Origin of the sequence: Nostoc sp. PA-18-2419 (assembly GCF_005869855.1) — a bacterium.
Taxonomy (GTDB): Bacteria; Cyanobacteriota; Cyanobacteriia; order Cyanobacteriales; family Nostocaceae; genus Nostoc.
In genome coordinates this window covers 1-15113 of the sequence record NZ_SZNH01000052.1, presented here as the reverse complement: position 1 = coordinate 15113, position 15113 = coordinate 1, and the positions used below count along the sequence as shown (strand labels likewise).

Genomic DNA, 15113 nt, shown 5'->3' with positions numbered 1-15113 from the left:
AGATAAATTTTAAATTAAACTATTTTTCCAAATTTTTAGATAATATTCAGCTTTGTATCAGACTCATCTCAGAATAATCTGTCACTCTAATAATTAAAATAAATCAGGCAGTCTTGAGGAAATATTTCCTTATAAAGGATCTGTTTGATTCGATAAGTTTCACTTAAAATTATCATAAAAGAGTTGTCAAAAATATGCAAAATGCTAATTTACAAAAAGCGACATTTGGAGCAGGCTGTTTCTGGGGAGTTGAAGCAGCATTTCGTCAAGTAAAGGGAGTAACTTCTACAGCAGTTGGTTACACTGGCGGACACTTTGAGAATCCAACCTATGAAGATGTCTGTAGAGGCAAAACTGGACATGCTGAGGCAGTGGAAGTGGAATACGATCCAGCAATAGTATCTTATGATGAACTGCTAAATATGTTTTGGAATAAGCACAATCCCACAGAATCAAACCACCAGGAGCTAGATGTTGGTTATCAATATCGGTCAGTGATATTTTTCCACACTCCAGAGCAGGAATTATTAGCAAGAGCCTCCAAGGAGCAGCTTGAAAATAGTTCTCGTTATCACAAAAATCCAGTTGTGACGGAGATTGTACCTGCATCACAATTTTATAGAGCGGAAGAGTATCATCAGCAATATCTGGAGAAGCATGGACGAGCGTCTTACAGGATAGGCTAATCTTTCACTGGTTCAGGGGAATGTTAAAAATCGAATGCTATAAATCCCCTTATTTGCTGCTATACATATCAGAGAACAGCATTCAGGGCAATGGGGAACTGGTTGGGTTTTGCTGCTTTGGGAAGGAGGCTCAAGTCCCAGGAGGTGATTATGCAAAGGACTCACTTGACATTGGTTTGGGAGTACGCCCCGACCTCACGGGTCAGGGAAGGGGACAGATGTATATTGCAGATGTCCTCAATTTTGCACGTTCAAAGTTTAATCCCACCCTATTTCGCATTACAGTGGCAGCATTTAATGAACGTGCGCTCAAAGCATGGAAAAAAGCCGGGTTTAAAGAGGTACAGTCATTTCAAGCACTAGACGATAAGGAACTATTTATTATACTGGTGCGGCATATTTGATTTGAGAAGTCTACTGTAGAGAGTACATCTGTACATTACAGTTTTCTGGCTGCCACTTGGACTCTTTACATCCCTGCCTATTATGGTTGGTAGTGTAACGATGCCCCGCCCTACGCTAAGAGCCATCGCCCACAGCCAAATGTCCAGTACTTCACTAAAGTTTACGCCCGTAACCTGGGTGTTCACTTAGCACCTGTCAAGCTTTCAGAGCAAAAGTGAGTTTGGGGAACTGGTGTCAGAGATACAGTTAATTTCCAGTGGTTGCGTTGAGTTGACTCCTTTTCCCTTTTCCCCTCTTGTTTATACCTTGTGTCACCTGAGATTCTTCTTCTTGTTTACTGGAGTTGACCATTTTAACCAAGTGCTGATTTAGATAACTCTGCGCCGAAATGTACAAACTTTCCCAAATCTCTTGATTGCAGGCGTTGCATAATTAAGGGATGAACTGTCCTCATTGTGCATCAACCCATATTCGTAAGAACGGGCATCGGCGTGGTAAACAAAATTACATTTGCGTATCATGCGATCGCCAATTTATAGAATCACATTCAAAACGAGGTTATTCAAATGAAATTAAAAAACGATGTTTAACAATGTACGTTAATGGTACTGGATTTCGTGCTATAGAACGGCAAACGGGAGTTAACCATAATACGATCATACAGTGGGTTAAAAAAGCGGTTCAACCATTAGCAGATGCACCTGAACATTCTGAAATTCCCGAAATAACCCAAGTTGATGAACTAGAAACTTTTGTTGCTAAAAAAAACAAAATATGGCTGTGGACAGCAGTAAATAAAAGCTGTTCAGGAATTTTAGCCTGGATTTTAGGAGACCGTAGTGCTAAAACATTCGAAAAACTATGGAAAATTATAAGATGCTGGAAAAGTTACTTTTATGTCACGGATGGTTACCCAGTTTACCCATGTTTTATTGATGATGGAGACCATATTGTCAAGAAAACTTATATGACGCGGGTTGAAGGGGAAAATACAAGATTAAGACATTATTTAGCTCGTCTTCATCGTAAGACTTTATGTTATTCAAAGTCAGAACAAATGCTGAGACTATCAATTAAATTACTACTGCACTACCTCCATGACGGTACTGTACCMCTTCCAGTCTAATTCATCCCGCAAATATGCAACGCCAAGAAAAATGTGGCCGCGTGTCATTGCAGTATGTGCCGCAATTGGGGCGGAGGGCCTCTGTTAGTTGTTGAATGTGAAAGTGATGTTAGCTTCTMTGGTGAAGAAAATATTGGGCTTTATCAATCGTCACAGTGGGCAGAACGTGGATTCTGTAAGCAGTGTGGTAGCCATCTCTTTTACAAATTGAAACAAAGTAACCAGTATTTCATCCCCGTTGGACTATTCGATAGTTGTGAAGGTCTTGTTTTCGATCATCAGGTATTCATTGATGAAAAGCCCCAATATTACTGTTTTGCCAATGAAACTGAAAACCTGACAGGGGCAGAGTTATTTGCACAGTTTGCAACTCCTGAATGACTTCCAAACATCAGAGTTACTTTTTACCAGTTTGAGTTAGGTTAGGGAGAATGAGCGCACTGCTTCACTCACTTTCGTGCGCTCACTCAAAACCTTGAGACAACAAATCATCCCCCAATGCCTTTGCCACTTTTGTAAGTCATAGCTCTGGGTTTCCTCTTGCCTATAGGGACTACTTTCGATTGCTTGGGCGCTTGTGGCGGACGGCATTTCTCGCAATATAGAGGTCGAACACCAAAGGTTTCTCGTTGTGTGGGTTGTTCGCACTGCTTACACACAAAGTTGAAAACGCGAGTGTGAATTTCCCGTTTGTGCGCTCTGACGGTGTACTCTCGGACATCAATAGTTTTGCTGGGCATCGGCTCTTTCTTCGGTGTTCTATTTCTAAGGATAGTTTTTAGATAGCAATATATTCATGCATCATTTTATTGAAACAGGGATAATTGCCCAGGTGAAATATTGCCTCGCCCGAATCGGTGATAGTAAAGGTGGCAGCCACTGCAAAGACACCCTAAGTTTTCTTTTCGGTTATCAGATGGGTCGAAGTTGTAGTGGTGTACTTGGAGGTTATAAACCCGACGTTGGGATTTCGATAGCTCTGATGGTTTCTCACTAGGGCGCAAGCAGAGGCGATTGCAACGAGAGCAGCGCCAATTGGAGGCATCCTTAACAGCAGTGGCGATTTGTTTCCAATCAGATGAGTAGCGGGTTTTGCTCATATAAATGAAACACTTAATTAAGAAGATAGTCTTTGATCTTGTTTTGATGAGAGCGCAAAATTTTCAAAGCAAGATGTTCAGTTTTACGAATTGTTTCTCGACTAAGATTTAAACGTTTTGCAACTTGACTCAAGGTCAGCTGCTGATTATCTTCCAATCCGAAACGCAAAGTCAATACTTCTCGTTGCCTTGGCTTAAGCAATGCCAGCAACTTGCTCAAATCTTGCTGTAGAGACTCAAGAGCTATTTGCTCATTTAGAGAAATGCCATCCATCGGCAAAATATCGGCTAGTTCAGTTTCACCCTCATCTCCCACTCGCATTTCTAATGAAACTGGAGACTTGGAAACCTGAAGGTAATCTATTATTTGATTAGGTAACAGATTTAACGATTCGGCAATTTCTGCTACAACCGGAGGACGACCCAACGATTGAGACAGTTGCTGCTGTATTCTTCTGATTTTATTTAACTTTTCATTGATATGGATTGGCAGACGTATAGTGCGAGACTTATCTGCTACAGCCCGTGCTATTGACTGGGTAATCCACCAGTAAGCATAGGTTGATAGTTTGTAGCCTTTGTTAGGATCAAACTTTTCGATTCCTCGTTGCAGTCCCAGTGCCCCTTCTTGGAGCAAATCGAGAAAATCTAAATTGTGGTTTTGGTACTTTTTGGCAACAGAAACCACCAGACGCAGGTTAGCTGTCACCATTTTCTGTTTAGCCTTTTGGCCTTTTTGAATGATCGATTGTAGTTCAGCTACGTTTTGCCCAAGTGATGTAGCTAATTCCAAGTCAGTTGGTTGTCGGTTGAGTTTAACTGCGATCGCTTGCCGTTGCTGTTCAATCGTCATCATCTGCTGCACGAGTCTAGCCAATGTAATTTCTTGGTCAGGAGTTAGCAGAGGGTAGCGTCCGATTTCTTTGAGGTAGGAGCGAACTAAGTCGGTAGTTGGACTGAGCATACTTTCAATTAATTGTGACGAATACTTTTACTTTTCGTTTGAATAGAATCTTTTATTTCAACAATTAACTAATAAATTAAATCTTAACTATAGACTTAACTCCATAGTTATTTTTGTCAAACAAGTTTGCAACTATAATACTTGAAATTTTCAAATAGGTAAATACTAAAATCTGCTTTATTTTATAAATAAGCTTTAAAATAACCAAGAAATGTAGCTGAGTAAAATTAGAGAGACGCTACGCTAAATTTAGAGTGAAGTCCTCTCTTGAAGAGAGAATGTGTTCAAATCCGCTTCACATTTGAACAAGGCTTAAAAACGCTTTGCGTAAATCAATTGAAAAATCCAAATACTTAGTTGAGGAATAATCATGGATATGCAATCTCTACTCACTTTGGCAATCGTAGCTATCTTTTGGGCATTTGTTACTCTCGTCATCTTCCAGTTCATTAACGGACTATTTGTATCGACTGCTTACGCTAGTAATGTGGTTTCAGTTAGCAATGGAAATATAGCCGCTTCTACAATCCCATCAGTATCAGAAGTAATCACACCACAAGCGATGATTTTTGAAAAGTTGCCAGATCCTTGGATGTTAGAGGATGAAGTTGTTCATTATACAAGTAATGAAGCAGTTGTTCTCTCATTCCCTACATTGAGATTACTGCCTCCAGTTAAAGAAATTTCACCACAACCAAAACGTACTACTCGTTCAAACAAAGCTAACAATGCTGCCAACAAATCATCGGAAACTAAAAAGGCTGATGTAAATTTTTCAGGCAAGCGCAAGCCAGGCAGACCGTGTAAAGCTGGTTAATTCGCTTTTTAATTCTCGTCCGATGACCGAAGAATAAATATTTGAACGTTCAAAGCTTTAAATGAGGCAAGTAATTGCCTCATTTATTAGTAAGAGAAAGGCTTCGCCATAGCAAAAGTGAAAAAATAATATTGTGAGTGATGCAATGGTACAGCAACTTTTCACTCAAGATTCTCTATTCGATTTGCAAACAGTAATCGATTATGGGCAGTCAGTTATTAATGTTGCCCAAGAGCTTGCAAAAGTTTTAATAGATAATCGCCCTCTCTCTACGAAAACTGTTTCTTCCCAGATGAATCGCTACTTTCACGGCACTGCCGCGTCTGGTACATGGCAATGGAAAGATGCTTATGAAGCTGTGGAGGTGGCGCAAATGCTATATTTGCGTCAAAAAGGTTACAAGCTTTTATTAGAGTCGCCGCTAACAGTATTATTGGAATTGGAGAAGTTAGTAGCCCTTTGCCCAACGCAAACACGGCGCAGTGAAGAGTCGGTACAGCTTCAGCAATTCTCGACACCGCTGCCCCTGGCATACTTGGTAGCATTGGCGGGACAAATCAATAGCAGCGACCTCATCCTTGAGCCATCTGCCGGAACTGGTTTGTTAGCACAAATGGCTAAACTGCACAGTGCAAGTCTGATGCTCAACGAGCTTGCACCCGATAGATCGAAGATTCTGCGTCGGTTGTTTCCAGGTACACCGCTATTCTCTGTAAACGCGGAACAAATTAACGACTATCTGGTTGGCAAGACTCAGCCCTCAGTTGTGCTGATGAATCCACCTTTCTGTGCATCTCCCAAAATCAACAGTCGCAACCCCGACGCAACTAAGAGCCACATCAACTCGGCATTGCAAAGACTGGCTGACGGTGGACGGCTGGTAACAATCACAGCCAACTGGTTCTCTCCGGCTAACCCAAGCTGGCGAGAGACTTTTGTTAGGTGGCACTCAGAAGCACGAGTTTTAATGTCGGTCGGGGTTAACGGCAGAGTTTACTCAAAACATGGTACACAGATCGACACTCGGATTACAGTGATCGACAAGGTTCCGGCTGATAATCCCGGCGACATCCCCTGTATTTCAGAAACCTTGGACTTATCCGAACTGCTGGCGTTGATTGAGCAGTTGCCACAGCGATCTTCGTGGGAACGCTCAGATATCAAAACTGCTGCGATCGCTAAAGTTGTTCAATTACCAAAACGTACTACAGTTGCACAACCAGAAACAGTTTCCTCTCTTCCAGACGACATAGTAGTGTTGGAATACGAAGTCGTCGAGTGGTCTGCTACTGAAGGACTCAAAGATACTTTATATGAAACCTATCGCCCACAACGAATCCGAATTAAGGACGCTTTACCTCATCCCTCATTGCTTTGCGAAAGTGCAGCCTTAGCACTTGTCTCACCACCGGCTCCAACTTACAAACCACATCTCCCACGCAACATCATCACACAAGGCTTGTTGTCAGAGGCACAACTTGAAAGCGTTATTTACGTAGGTCAGGCTCACTGTGAATTTCTGTCTGGGTCTTATATTGTGGATGATTCATGGAATAATGTGACTGTAGCAGCAAATAGCTCAAAAAATGCTGTAAAATTTCGTCGCGGCTGGTTTTTAGGCGATGGGACGGGTGCAGGGAAAGGAAGGCAGTGTGCAGGAATCATCCTCGACAATTGGTGTCAGGGACGAAGAAAAGCAATCTGGGTATCCAAAAGTTCTGCCTTAATTGAAGATGCCCGTAGAGACTGGTGTGCGCTCGGAGGTAGTGAGAAAGATATCATTGACCTGAGCAACATCAAACTTGGCGACCCCATCCCTTTCACCCAAGGTATTCTGTTCTGCACCTACTCGACTCTGCGCTCACAAAAGAACGGCAAAAGTCGGCTTAAGCAAATTGTTGAATGGGCAGGTAAAGAGTTTGATGGTGCGATCTCATTTGATGAGTGTCACGCGATGGGTAACGCAATGGCGCAAGAGGGCAAACTGGGCATGGTTGCAGCATCCCAGCAAGGTATTGTTGGGCTGAGGTTGCAAAACGCATTACCGCAGGCACGGGTTGTCTATGTTTCTGCAACTGGTGCAACTAAAGTCTCAAATCTCTCATACGCCAATCGCCTGGGACTTTGGCAGACTGGAGATTTTCCGTTTACCTCCCGTGAGGATTTTGTGGAATCCATTGAGGGCGGTGGTATCGCTGCGATGGAAATCGTAGCCAGGGATCTCAAGGCTTTGGGGCTGTATCTGGCGCGGAGCCTTTCATTCGAGGGAGTTGAGTATCAAACGCTCGAAATTGAGTTAACGCCGAGGCAGGAACGGAGCTATAACAGCTACTCCGATGCTTTCCAGGTTATTCATAATAATTTAGAGAAAGCGTTAGAAGCTTGCAATATAACTGGCGCAAAAACGTACAATCGTGCTGCTAAGATGTCTGCTAAGTCGCAGTTTGAAAGCCATAAACAGAGATTCTTCAATCATCTGCTGACCGGGATGAAATGCCCTACCCTGATCAAAGCGATTGAGCAGGATCTAGCCCAAGGTCTTGCAATTGTCATTCAAATAGTTTCGACTAATGAAGAACTTTTGAAACGACGACTTGATGAAGTTCCTGCTTCCGAATGGAAGGATCTCAATCTTGACTTGACCCCACGAGAATATGTCATGGACTACTTGATGAGTGCGTTTCCTGTTCATCTCCATTCCATCCATTCAACCGTTGATGGAGAAGAAAGATCCGAGCCAGTCTTTGACGCTGATGGCTCTCCAGTTATCTCCCAAGAAGCTGTAGCTTTGAGAGATGCTTTAGTCGATAAGTTAGCATGTCTTGATCCAATCCCTGGTGCATTAGAACAATTGCTGTGGCACTTCGGTAATAAGCAAGTGGCTGAAGTTACGGGTCGTAGTAAACGAGTTCTCAAAGATGAATCTGGACGTTTGTTTGTGGATTCACGCGGTGGTGGCGCGAATATTGCTGAAACTGCTGCGTTTATGCAGGGAGACAAACAAATCCTCATCTTCAGTGACACTGGTGGTACGGGTCGCAGCTATCACGCTGACCTCAACGCTGTGAATAGGAGACGGCGATCGCATTATTTGTTGGAAGCCGGCTGGAGAGCAGACAATGCAATTCAAGGGCTTGGACGATCGCACAGAACTAACCAAGCATCTGCGCCCGTGTTCAGACCAGTCACGACGAACGTTATAGGTGAACGCCGATTCATCAGCACTATTGCTCGACGGCTGGATAGCTTGGGCGCACTCACAAGGGGGCAAAGGCAAACCGGAGGCAATGGGATCTTTGAGGCTAAGGATAATCTGGAATCGAACTATGCAGAACACGCCCTGTATGAATTATTCAGACAAATATACCAAGGTCGATTTTATGAAGTGCCACTAGGGACTTTTGAGCAAATGACTGGACTGTGCTTAACCTCTCATGAAGGCGGGATGAAAATCGATCTCCCACCCCTTCGTCAATTCCTCAATCGACTTCTGGCTTTACGCATTGATATGCAAAATATCATTTTCGAGCGTTTTGAGTTGTTGCTAAGTCAGCAGATTGAAGCAGCGATCGCTGCTGGTGTCTATGAAATGGGGGTGGAGACTTTACGGGCTGAACGATTTACTGTTGAGAGCCAGGAAGCTGTATATACTCATGCTCAAACTGGTAGCGTTACCAATTACTTGAAAGTGGAACGCACCCAAAAGAACCACATCAGAACTGCTCAAGAAATGGTTGAGTTTGCCACTCAATATCAAGGACGGCTCATGATCAACTCCAAGTCAGGCAATACTAGTGTGTCAATTCCAACACATAGTATATACGACTCTGAGGGTGGAGTTGTCCCAAGAGTTTTGCTGATTCGCCCACAGAAAGAAACTCGCGTACCAGTCCAAGACTTAGAATCTTCCACTTGGCAGCAAGTTTCTATTAATGCGTTTGCTGCTGCTTGGTCGAAAGAGGTAGATGCGCTGCCCAAGTTCACTACCGATTTCCTGCATTTGGTAACTGGTATTCTCCTACCCATCTGGAAAATACTACCACAGCAGAATAGTCGAGTATTCCGACTACAAACCAGCGATGGACAAAAGATTCTCGGTCGGGTGGTGAATGCTCACGACATTCAAACCGTGCGCGAACAACTCGGACTAAGGAACCAGCTGCTTTCTCCAGAAGAACTTGTGAAGCTGGTACTTAACGAGAGATATACACAACAGTTGCCGGGTGGCGTAACCTTGCGACGTTCTTTCATTGCTAATGAAGCTCGCATAGAACTGGTTAATGCTATCTCACTGGCAGAGCGGCTCTTAGCTGCTGGATGTTTCACTGAGATCATCAACTGGCAAAAGCGCGTATTCATTCCGGTTTCAGACAAAGCGCCAGCTATTCTTGCGGCTGTGATTGAAATCTTGGGTTAATTCCCAACCTCAAAGACCCAGATAAATGCCTGGGTCTTTTTTACTCTCAAAAACTGGGCAGCGATGATAACACCAAGGGAAGTGCAATCTACCATGCAAACGCTCCGCGAGAAATTGATGAAATTTTTGTGGAGAAAGCAATCATGGCTAAGAAAGAATTTGCAGCCGCCCAAGCCGTTGAGTTGTACATCGGCAACTATCGGTTTGATGCCATTAGGATTGTTGAGACGGAAGAGTACCGCATGTCTCAAAATCAAATCCTTTCAACCATTAGTATCAATCGTAACTGGCTAATCACGTTACCTTTTAAAGCACCCAAAGTCTATCAAAAGCTTGTAGGACAAAGACTAAATCATGTTACCCTTTTTGCGGAATATACCGTCAATGGCGTGGGAACCCGTGCTGAAACTATATCAGTAAAGGATGCCAGAATAATTTGGCGCTATTTCGACACGAAAGGAAATACACAAGCTCAAAAGCTAATAGATGCCTTGTCTGAAGACTCACTCACTAGCAGATTCGATCAAGTCTGGGGAGAGTCGCGGACAGTTGAACAACGACGCATCGATGATTCTCGCATCTTGGATACGCCCCGCCCTTGGACGAAACTTTTCGAGACTGAATTTGAGGAGAATCTAGCACGGATAAGCAAGCTGCATAAGAGGCACATACAAAATGGTAAATACTATTGGGAGTTTGTCTACAACTGGATGACTCCAGAAGAAAAAGCCAAGCTCGATATCGTTAATCCAATTTTGCCTAACGGGAGAAGAAAGTACAAAATACACCAAATGCTGTCGAAAGAAACAAAGGAGAGATTATCTCCCCACGTGATATCAGTCCTAGTTCTGATGAAGTCGGCTAAATCGGTGGCAGAACTGAGGCGGCTGGTGCAGAGGCAGTACGGAATTGATCAGCCTAATCTGTTTGATGGTTGGAATGTGAAATAGTTAGTGTGAGTTCTGCGGTAAGCTGACAACGGTTTACCGCAATCTTGTGTGTGAGCTTATATAAATTTTTTTGCAAAAATGGCATTTCAGCAATATGGAGTTTCACTATATCAGAATTTTGCATACGTGAAAATAACATCATTGTTTAACCTCGGCTTAAGAAAACCCTATAACGGCATTCCAGCAATATAGAGTTTCGATTTTTCAGAGTTTCGCTATATCAGAATTTTGCATACGCGAAAATAATATCATTGTTTAACCTCGGCTTAAGAAAACCCTATAACGGCATTCCAGCAATATGGAGATTTGATTTTTCAGAGTTTCGCTATACCAGAATTTTGCATACGCGAAAATAATATCATTGTTTAACCTCGGCTTGAGAAAACCCTATAACGACATTCCAGCAATATGGAGATTTGATTTTTCAGAGTTTCGCTATACCAGAATTTTGCATACGCGAAACTACAAAATGCTGAAACTATGAAAAACTAAATTTTTAAAGTTGTATAATTTCACTATTTCGCTAACATACGCTATAAGTCTAAGCTCTAATTCAGCAAAAGGAACCAATAGTGATTATTACAGTAGCTAGTTTCAAAGGTGGAGTAGGCAAGACAACAACGGCTGTTCACTTAGCAGCTTATTTAAACCGAAAGGGGGCAGCTTTACTTGTTGATGGTGATCAGAACCGTTCTGCTATGACATGGGCTGCACCAGGCAAACTACCATTCAAGGTAGTTACTGATATTCAGATGCCTAAATATATTCGTCAGTTTGAGCATATTATAATTGACACCCAAGCCCGACCAACCAAAGAAGACCTTGAAGAGCTAGCTGACTCTTGTGATCTTCTTATCTTGCCAACGACACCAAAAGCTTTAGATTTGGATGCTCTTTTAAGAACAATTGAAATCTTGCACCAGATGAAATCCAATTTTAAAGTTTTACTAACGATGGTTCCACCACCACCAAGCCAGTCTGGGAAGGAGGCAAAAGAAATGCTTTTAGMTGAAAATATTCCTATTTTTAAAGCCGAAATTAAGCGCCTAGTAGCCTTTGAGAGAGCGCCTTTAGAGGGTGTTATCGTCAAAGATTACCCTGACCCAAGAGCAGATGCTGCTTGGGCTGGGTATGAAGAACTTGGAAAGGAGATAATGGTCTAATGACACAAGAAAAACCAGCAGGTGGTCGCTTTGCAAGCCTTCGAGCATTGCGAGAACAGCGTACAGAAGAACCACTTGAACCGCAAGAATTGCTCGAACCACAAGAAGTACTTGAACCACAAGAAGTACTTGAACCAGAAGAATTACTTCAAGAGCAAGAAATAGAACAAGCTAGTTTATTACAAACAGATGTAACAGACAAAACAGAGAAAGGCTTGAAAGAGATACCAGAGGTAACGAAGCTTCAACCAGTTGTAGCAAAGAAAACAAAAAGCAACCTGCCTCAGAAGAATAAAACTGTACCTCAAGATGAAAAGCGTGGGCCAGGACGGCCTGCTGGTCGTCGGAGCAATCCCGACTATACTCAAATTTCTGCATATATTCCTTTGGATATGTTATTAGAAGTTCAAGATGTCTTAGCAGAGGAAAGAAAAGAATTGAGAAAGCGAACACCTCGCCCTGTAAGCGATTTAGTAGAAGAACTATTAGGAACATGGCTGAAAAAGCAAAAATCTAGTAAATCAGATAGATGAAAAACTGAAATTTCATATTTTTGCGTATGCAAAATTCTGAAGTCTTTCATTTTTAATCTTTAAGCAAAACATTGAAACATGAACGAATACTTCAGTGGTGAATCCGAATGGATTGAAACCGCCAGGAGCAGTTGTTGGCCTAGATGACCAAGGGTTATGGTGCCCTACTTTACCGTTGCGGCGAAGTGTTGATGAAGTTGAACAACACAAAAGACCTCAAGAAGAGGCTGGAAAACCTTAATTGGTGAAAGATATAAAGTACTTTCCTGACCTATGGAGTGGGTAATACTCACTACTACACTAAGCTGTCGCATCTTTAATTTTCCAGAGTATTCTCGTTGCAATAAGGGTTCTAGACCATAAAAAGTGCAAGTTATAAGCACGACAGCTTACCTACTAATTATGATGTTTATCGGCAAGTAGTAAAACCTTACCTCCTAAAAACTCTTTTGAAATTGACTTTAGGTGTGAATGATAATTCAGTTGAGAAAGCTGAACCTGTAACCAAGTAGTAACGCACTCGTTACATAGTCAACAAGAAGTTAAAGATCAAGATTGAATTGTTTTTCAACAAAAAATTAACACTAAAGTATAAATCAAGCAGTCAACGATAATCTAAATTAATTTTTGCTGCGTTGATAGAAAAGATTTTAAAAAATTTTATGGGGGCTTTATAGGGGCTTTATGTACCCCAAAATTGTTTAGAGGATTGAGCAAAATTTGACTCCTATAAGGGGTCTTCATGGGGTACATTTGATTTTGTGAGATTTTACCCCACTTAGCCCCCAAGAGGTTATGATAATTTTTTGACGCTGAAGAAAAAAAGAGTAGTTATTTTATTCATCTCTCCTCTGCTCCCCACTTYACCTGAACAGATAACTTTCACAAATCAAAATCTATTACCTTTCTCTTTATGTCAAACATTCACACCTTGCAAAAAATTTTTCCTGCTGGCTTTGATAACGGCTATGGAAGCCTAAAACTTTTAGTCGATGGCTTTGAAGTAGTTCGTGTCCCCAGCTATATAACCAATGCCGAGATGGAAGACGTACCAGGGAGGGTAGTTTTTAACGATAGTGCTTATACAGTTGGAGAATCAGCTTTCCGTACAGGAAATTATTTTGACCGAAACACTGATAACAATGAAAACAAAGTCAATAATGCGTTGTTGACTTTGTTCGGTGCATTGGCACATCTTCCACACCGTAAGGCTTGGCATTTAAAATTAGTCGTTAGCTTACATGATGTTGGTCTAGCTGACGAATTGCAAAAAGTACTAAACGGAGAATATCAGCCAATACTTGCTGGCAAACAATCAGAAGTAAAAGTAGAAGTCCTGAAAATCGTACTAGAAGGGATGGGTGCATTGTTTGGGCATCAACTACCGAAAAAATTAACCATTTTAGATTTTGGCAATGGCACGACTCTGTATTCTCGTTACAACCAAGGGAAACGAGAAGTTCACACCGCTTACCCCACAGGCGTAGAAGTTCTCATAAATGATATCTCCCAAAAGATGAAACATCTAAATGGCGGAAAGATTGGGGATGCTTCCAAAATCCGATTTTGTCTGGAAATGGGACATACCAAGTACAGCCGTGACATCGATATCAAAGATGTCTACAGTACTTGTTTGAAAGATTGGTATGAGAAATACTTGAAGAAAGTGGTGAATCTGACACTTGATGCCAAACATCAAGGGGATGAAATCTGGGCGATTGGTGGAGGCTGCCTGTTACCAGGATTTAAGAAGCTTTTAGAGAAAAACGGGTTCAAAATACTGGACAACCCGGTGGAAGCTAATGTCTTTGGGCTTCTACAAATGGCAAAAGCCATTAGCAGCAAGAATTCGCCTACTACATCTCTTAAGTGATCACAATGACAGATAAACAAGACTTAGCTCCGATAAAAATTCGGCTTAAAGAAAACTATCGAGAACGCATATTTGCAGAGTCCCAACAACTAGGTAAAAGTTATCTGGAGACGCTTTACTTTATTATTGATTGCTATTTTGTTTTCATCAAGGCTGGATTAGCTACACAACAAGTAGCTTTCACGCCGATTACTACTGAGCCGAACAAACTTCCTTCAATGACTTCAACTCCATTTGCACAGGAGAAAGAAGAAGATTCTGAACCGGAAATCTTCAGCCTTGACTTTGACTTATAGCCGAATGGCACGCTTGATAACGGCAAATCCCTTATTTATAAGGTTTTTGGGTGTGGGGTGTAGTAATGCTCATGGCAGCGTTGCTCCCGCAAAGAAGTTTCTCAAACAGAATTCAGGAGTCAAGAGTCAGAATTCAGTTGGGTATTCTGTATGCCTGGCGGATAGCGAGTCTGCGTTCGCGTAGCGTCTCGTAGAGAGCGTCTTTATTCTGACTCCTGAATCGTCTCGTAGAGAGCGTCTTTATTCTGACTCCTGAATTCTGAATAGCTGAATTCTTATTCAATTATGTTCGCACTCATATTTACTTTTCTTGATTTTTTTCCTACACCCTACCCCAACAAGATAGTCAGCAAGCAGGTTTCACATAAATCAAGCTTGCCCTTCCATCAGCGATCGCACTTTGCACTGACCAAGCTAACAGCAGTACGGAGATTGCCGAATTTGTAATAATTAGAATATCAATGTTATTGATAAATATACAGGTATTACAGCAATTTCGAGGTAAATGAGGTACACATAGTATTGGTGCATCAAGACTTAAAATGAAAGCATACTCAATCGATTTACGAGAAAAAATAGTAAATACTTACGAAAAGGGTGGTACTTCAATAAGAAAGGTTGCCGTGCAATTTGGTGTAGCAAAAAGCTATGTGCAAAAGCTAATCCAACTTCATAGAGTGCAAGGACATCTAGAACCCAAAAAGCAAGGTGGAGCCATGAAGGGTAGGCTAGATGATTTCGTGAGCGAATTAGCCGAAATGGTTCAAATTTACCCAGACGCAA

The 15113-nt window shown here is 41.9% G+C and carries 14 protein-coding genes and 3 pseudogenes; 13 read left to right on the top strand and 4 right to left on the bottom strand.

Translation table 11 applies throughout. The features are described 5' to 3' along the window. The first annotated feature begins 194 nt into the window (after positions 1–194). Both msrA and FCR06_RS29360 read left to right on the top strand, forming a co-directional pair. Positions 195–686: a peptide-methionine (S)-S-oxide reductase MsrA gene (gene msrA / locus FCR06_RS29365; RefSeq protein WP_138506095.1), complete on the top strand. Its 492-nt coding sequence runs from the start codon at positions 195–197 to the stop codon at positions 684–686. A gap of 20 nt (positions 687–706) precedes the next feature. Next, positions 707–1090, top strand: coding sequence for a GNAT family N-acetyltransferase (locus tag FCR06_RS29360; RefSeq protein ID WP_138506093.1), 384 nt, complete (start codon positions 707–709; stop codon positions 1088–1090). Positions 1091–1337: 247 nt separating this feature from the next. On the opposite strand, the pseudogene FCR06_RS34920 reads toward FCR06_RS29360, so the two are convergent. Continuing rightward, a pseudogene (locus FCR06_RS34920) lies at positions 1338–1508 on the bottom strand (abortive phage infection protein); the annotation flags it as partial. A gap of 22 nt (positions 1509–1530) precedes the next feature. On the opposite strand from FCR06_RS34920, the gene FCR06_RS29350 reads away from it, so the two are divergent. Both FCR06_RS29350 and FCR06_RS29345 read left to right on the top strand, forming a co-directional pair. Continuing rightward, the gene (locus FCR06_RS29350) at positions 1531–2217 is read left to right on the top strand and encodes an IS1 family transposase (RefSeq protein ID WP_138506091.1); all 687 of its coding nucleotides are present in this window, start codon (positions 1531–1533) and stop codon (positions 2215–2217) included. 33 nt (positions 2218–2250) lie between these two features. After that, entirely contained in the window at positions 2251–2598 is a 348-nt protein-coding gene (locus tag FCR06_RS29345; RefSeq protein WP_262984721.1) for a GFA family protein, read from the top strand. A gap of 107 nt (positions 2599–2705) precedes the next feature. On the opposite strand, the gene FCR06_RS29340 is transcribed toward FCR06_RS29345, so the two are convergent. The 3 genes from FCR06_RS29340 to FCR06_RS29330 form a co-directional block, all read right to left on the bottom strand. Continuing rightward, positions 2706–2957 (bottom strand): hypothetical protein, encoded by a 252-nt coding sequence (locus tag FCR06_RS29340; protein ID WP_138506087.1) that lies wholly within the window; start codon positions 2955–2957, stop codon positions 2706–2708. A 66-nt stretch (positions 2958–3023) separates the two neighbouring features. Beyond that, on the bottom strand, positions 3024–3317 hold the full coding sequence (locus FCR06_RS29335) for an HNH endonuclease (protein WP_138506085.1): 294 nt from the start codon (positions 3315–3317) through the stop codon (positions 3024–3026). A gap of 13 nt (positions 3318–3330) precedes the next feature. Beyond that, positions 3331–4281, bottom strand: coding sequence for an RpoD/SigA family RNA polymerase sigma factor (locus FCR06_RS29330; protein WP_138506083.1), 951 nt, complete (start codon positions 4279–4281; stop codon positions 3331–3333). Positions 4282–4651: 370 nt separating this feature from the next. On the opposite strand from FCR06_RS29330, the gene FCR06_RS29325 reads away from it, so the two are divergent. From FCR06_RS29325 to FCR06_RS29290, 9 genes and pseudogenes are all read left to right on the top strand, one after another. Further along, positions 4652–5098, top strand: a complete 447-nt coding sequence (locus FCR06_RS29325; protein WP_138506081.1) for a hypothetical protein — start codon at positions 4652–4654, stop codon at positions 5096–5098. Positions 5099–5243: 145 nt separating this feature from the next. Then, positions 5244–9515 carry a strawberry notch family protein gene (locus tag FCR06_RS29320; protein WP_138506079.1) on the top strand — a complete coding sequence of 1424 codons (4272 nt, stop codon included), beginning with the start codon at positions 5244–5246 and terminating at the stop codon, positions 9513–9515. Positions 9516–9658: 143 nt separating this feature from the next. Continuing rightward, positions 9659–10465 carry a P63C domain-containing protein gene (locus tag FCR06_RS29315; protein WP_138506077.1) on the top strand — a complete coding sequence of 269 codons (807 nt, stop codon included), beginning with the start codon at positions 9659–9661 and terminating at the stop codon, positions 10463–10465. A 572-nt stretch (positions 10466–11037) separates the two neighbouring features. Beyond that, entirely contained in the window at positions 11038–11628 is a 591-nt protein-coding gene (locus tag FCR06_RS29310; protein WP_138506075.1) for a ParA family protein, read from the top strand. Further along, positions 11628–12161, top strand: a complete 534-nt coding sequence (locus FCR06_RS29305; protein ID WP_138506073.1) for a hypothetical protein — start codon at positions 11628–11630, stop codon at positions 12159–12161. The genes FCR06_RS29310 and FCR06_RS29305 overlap by 1 nt, the downstream gene beginning before the upstream one ends. Positions 12162–12297: 136 nt before the next feature. Next, positions 12298–12673, top strand: a pseudogene (locus FCR06_RS34915) (hypothetical protein); the annotation flags it as partial. A 401-nt stretch (positions 12674–13074) separates the two neighbouring features. Next, positions 13075–14034, top strand: coding sequence for a ParM/StbA family protein (locus FCR06_RS29300; RefSeq protein ID WP_138506071.1), 960 nt, complete (start codon positions 13075–13077; stop codon positions 14032–14034). A 5-nt stretch (positions 14035–14039) separates the two neighbouring features. Then, the gene (locus FCR06_RS29295) at positions 14040–14330 is read left to right on the top strand and encodes a hypothetical protein (protein ID WP_138506069.1); all 291 of its coding nucleotides are present in this window, start codon (positions 14040–14042) and stop codon (positions 14328–14330) included. Between the two features lie 542 nt (positions 14331–14872). After that, positions 14873–15113 (top strand): annotated as a pseudogene (locus tag FCR06_RS29290) (IS630 family transposase); the annotation flags it as partial.

What these genes read in the sequence shown, in the direction of transcription:
- FCR06_RS29360 (WP_138506093.1), top strand. Translation starts at nt 707, where the DNA reads ATGTTAAAAATCGAATGCTATAAATCCCCTTATTTGCTGCTATACATA.
- FCR06_RS29325 (WP_138506081.1), top strand. Translation starts at nt 4,652, where the DNA reads ATGGATATGCAATCTCTACTCACTTTGGCAATCGTAGCTATCTTTTGG.
- FCR06_RS29320 (WP_138506079.1), top strand. Translation starts at nt 5,244, where the DNA reads ATGGTACAGCAACTTTTCACTCAAGATTCTCTATTCGATTTGCAAACA.
- FCR06_RS29335 (WP_138506085.1), bottom strand. Translation starts at nt 3,317, where the DNA reads ATGAGCAAAACCCGCTACTCATCTGATTGGAAACAAATCGCCACTGCT.
- FCR06_RS29295 (WP_138506069.1), top strand. Translation starts at nt 14,040, where the DNA reads ATGACAGATAAACAAGACTTAGCTCCGATAAAAATTCGGCTTAAAGAA.
- FCR06_RS29330 (WP_138506083.1), bottom strand. Translation starts at nt 4,281, where the DNA reads ATGCTCAGTCCAACTACCGACTTAGTTCGCTCCTACCTCAAAGAAATC.
- FCR06_RS29315 (WP_138506077.1), top strand. Translation starts at nt 9,659, where the DNA reads ATGGCTAAGAAAGAATTTGCAGCCGCCCAAGCCGTTGAGTTGTACATC.
- FCR06_RS29340 (WP_138506087.1), bottom strand. Translation starts at nt 2,957, where the DNA reads ATGCCCAGCAAAACTATTGATGTCCGAGAGTACACCGTCAGAGCGCAC.
- FCR06_RS29305 (WP_138506073.1), top strand. Translation starts at nt 11,628, where the DNA reads ATGACACAAGAAAAACCAGCAGGTGGTCGCTTTGCAAGCCTTCGAGCA.
- FCR06_RS29300 (WP_138506071.1), top strand. Translation starts at nt 13,075, where the DNA reads ATGTCAAACATTCACACCTTGCAAAAAATTTTTCCTGCTGGCTTTGAT.
- msrA (WP_138506095.1), top strand. Translation starts at nt 195, where the DNA reads ATGCAAAATGCTAATTTACAAAAAGCGACATTTGGAGCAGGCTGTTTC.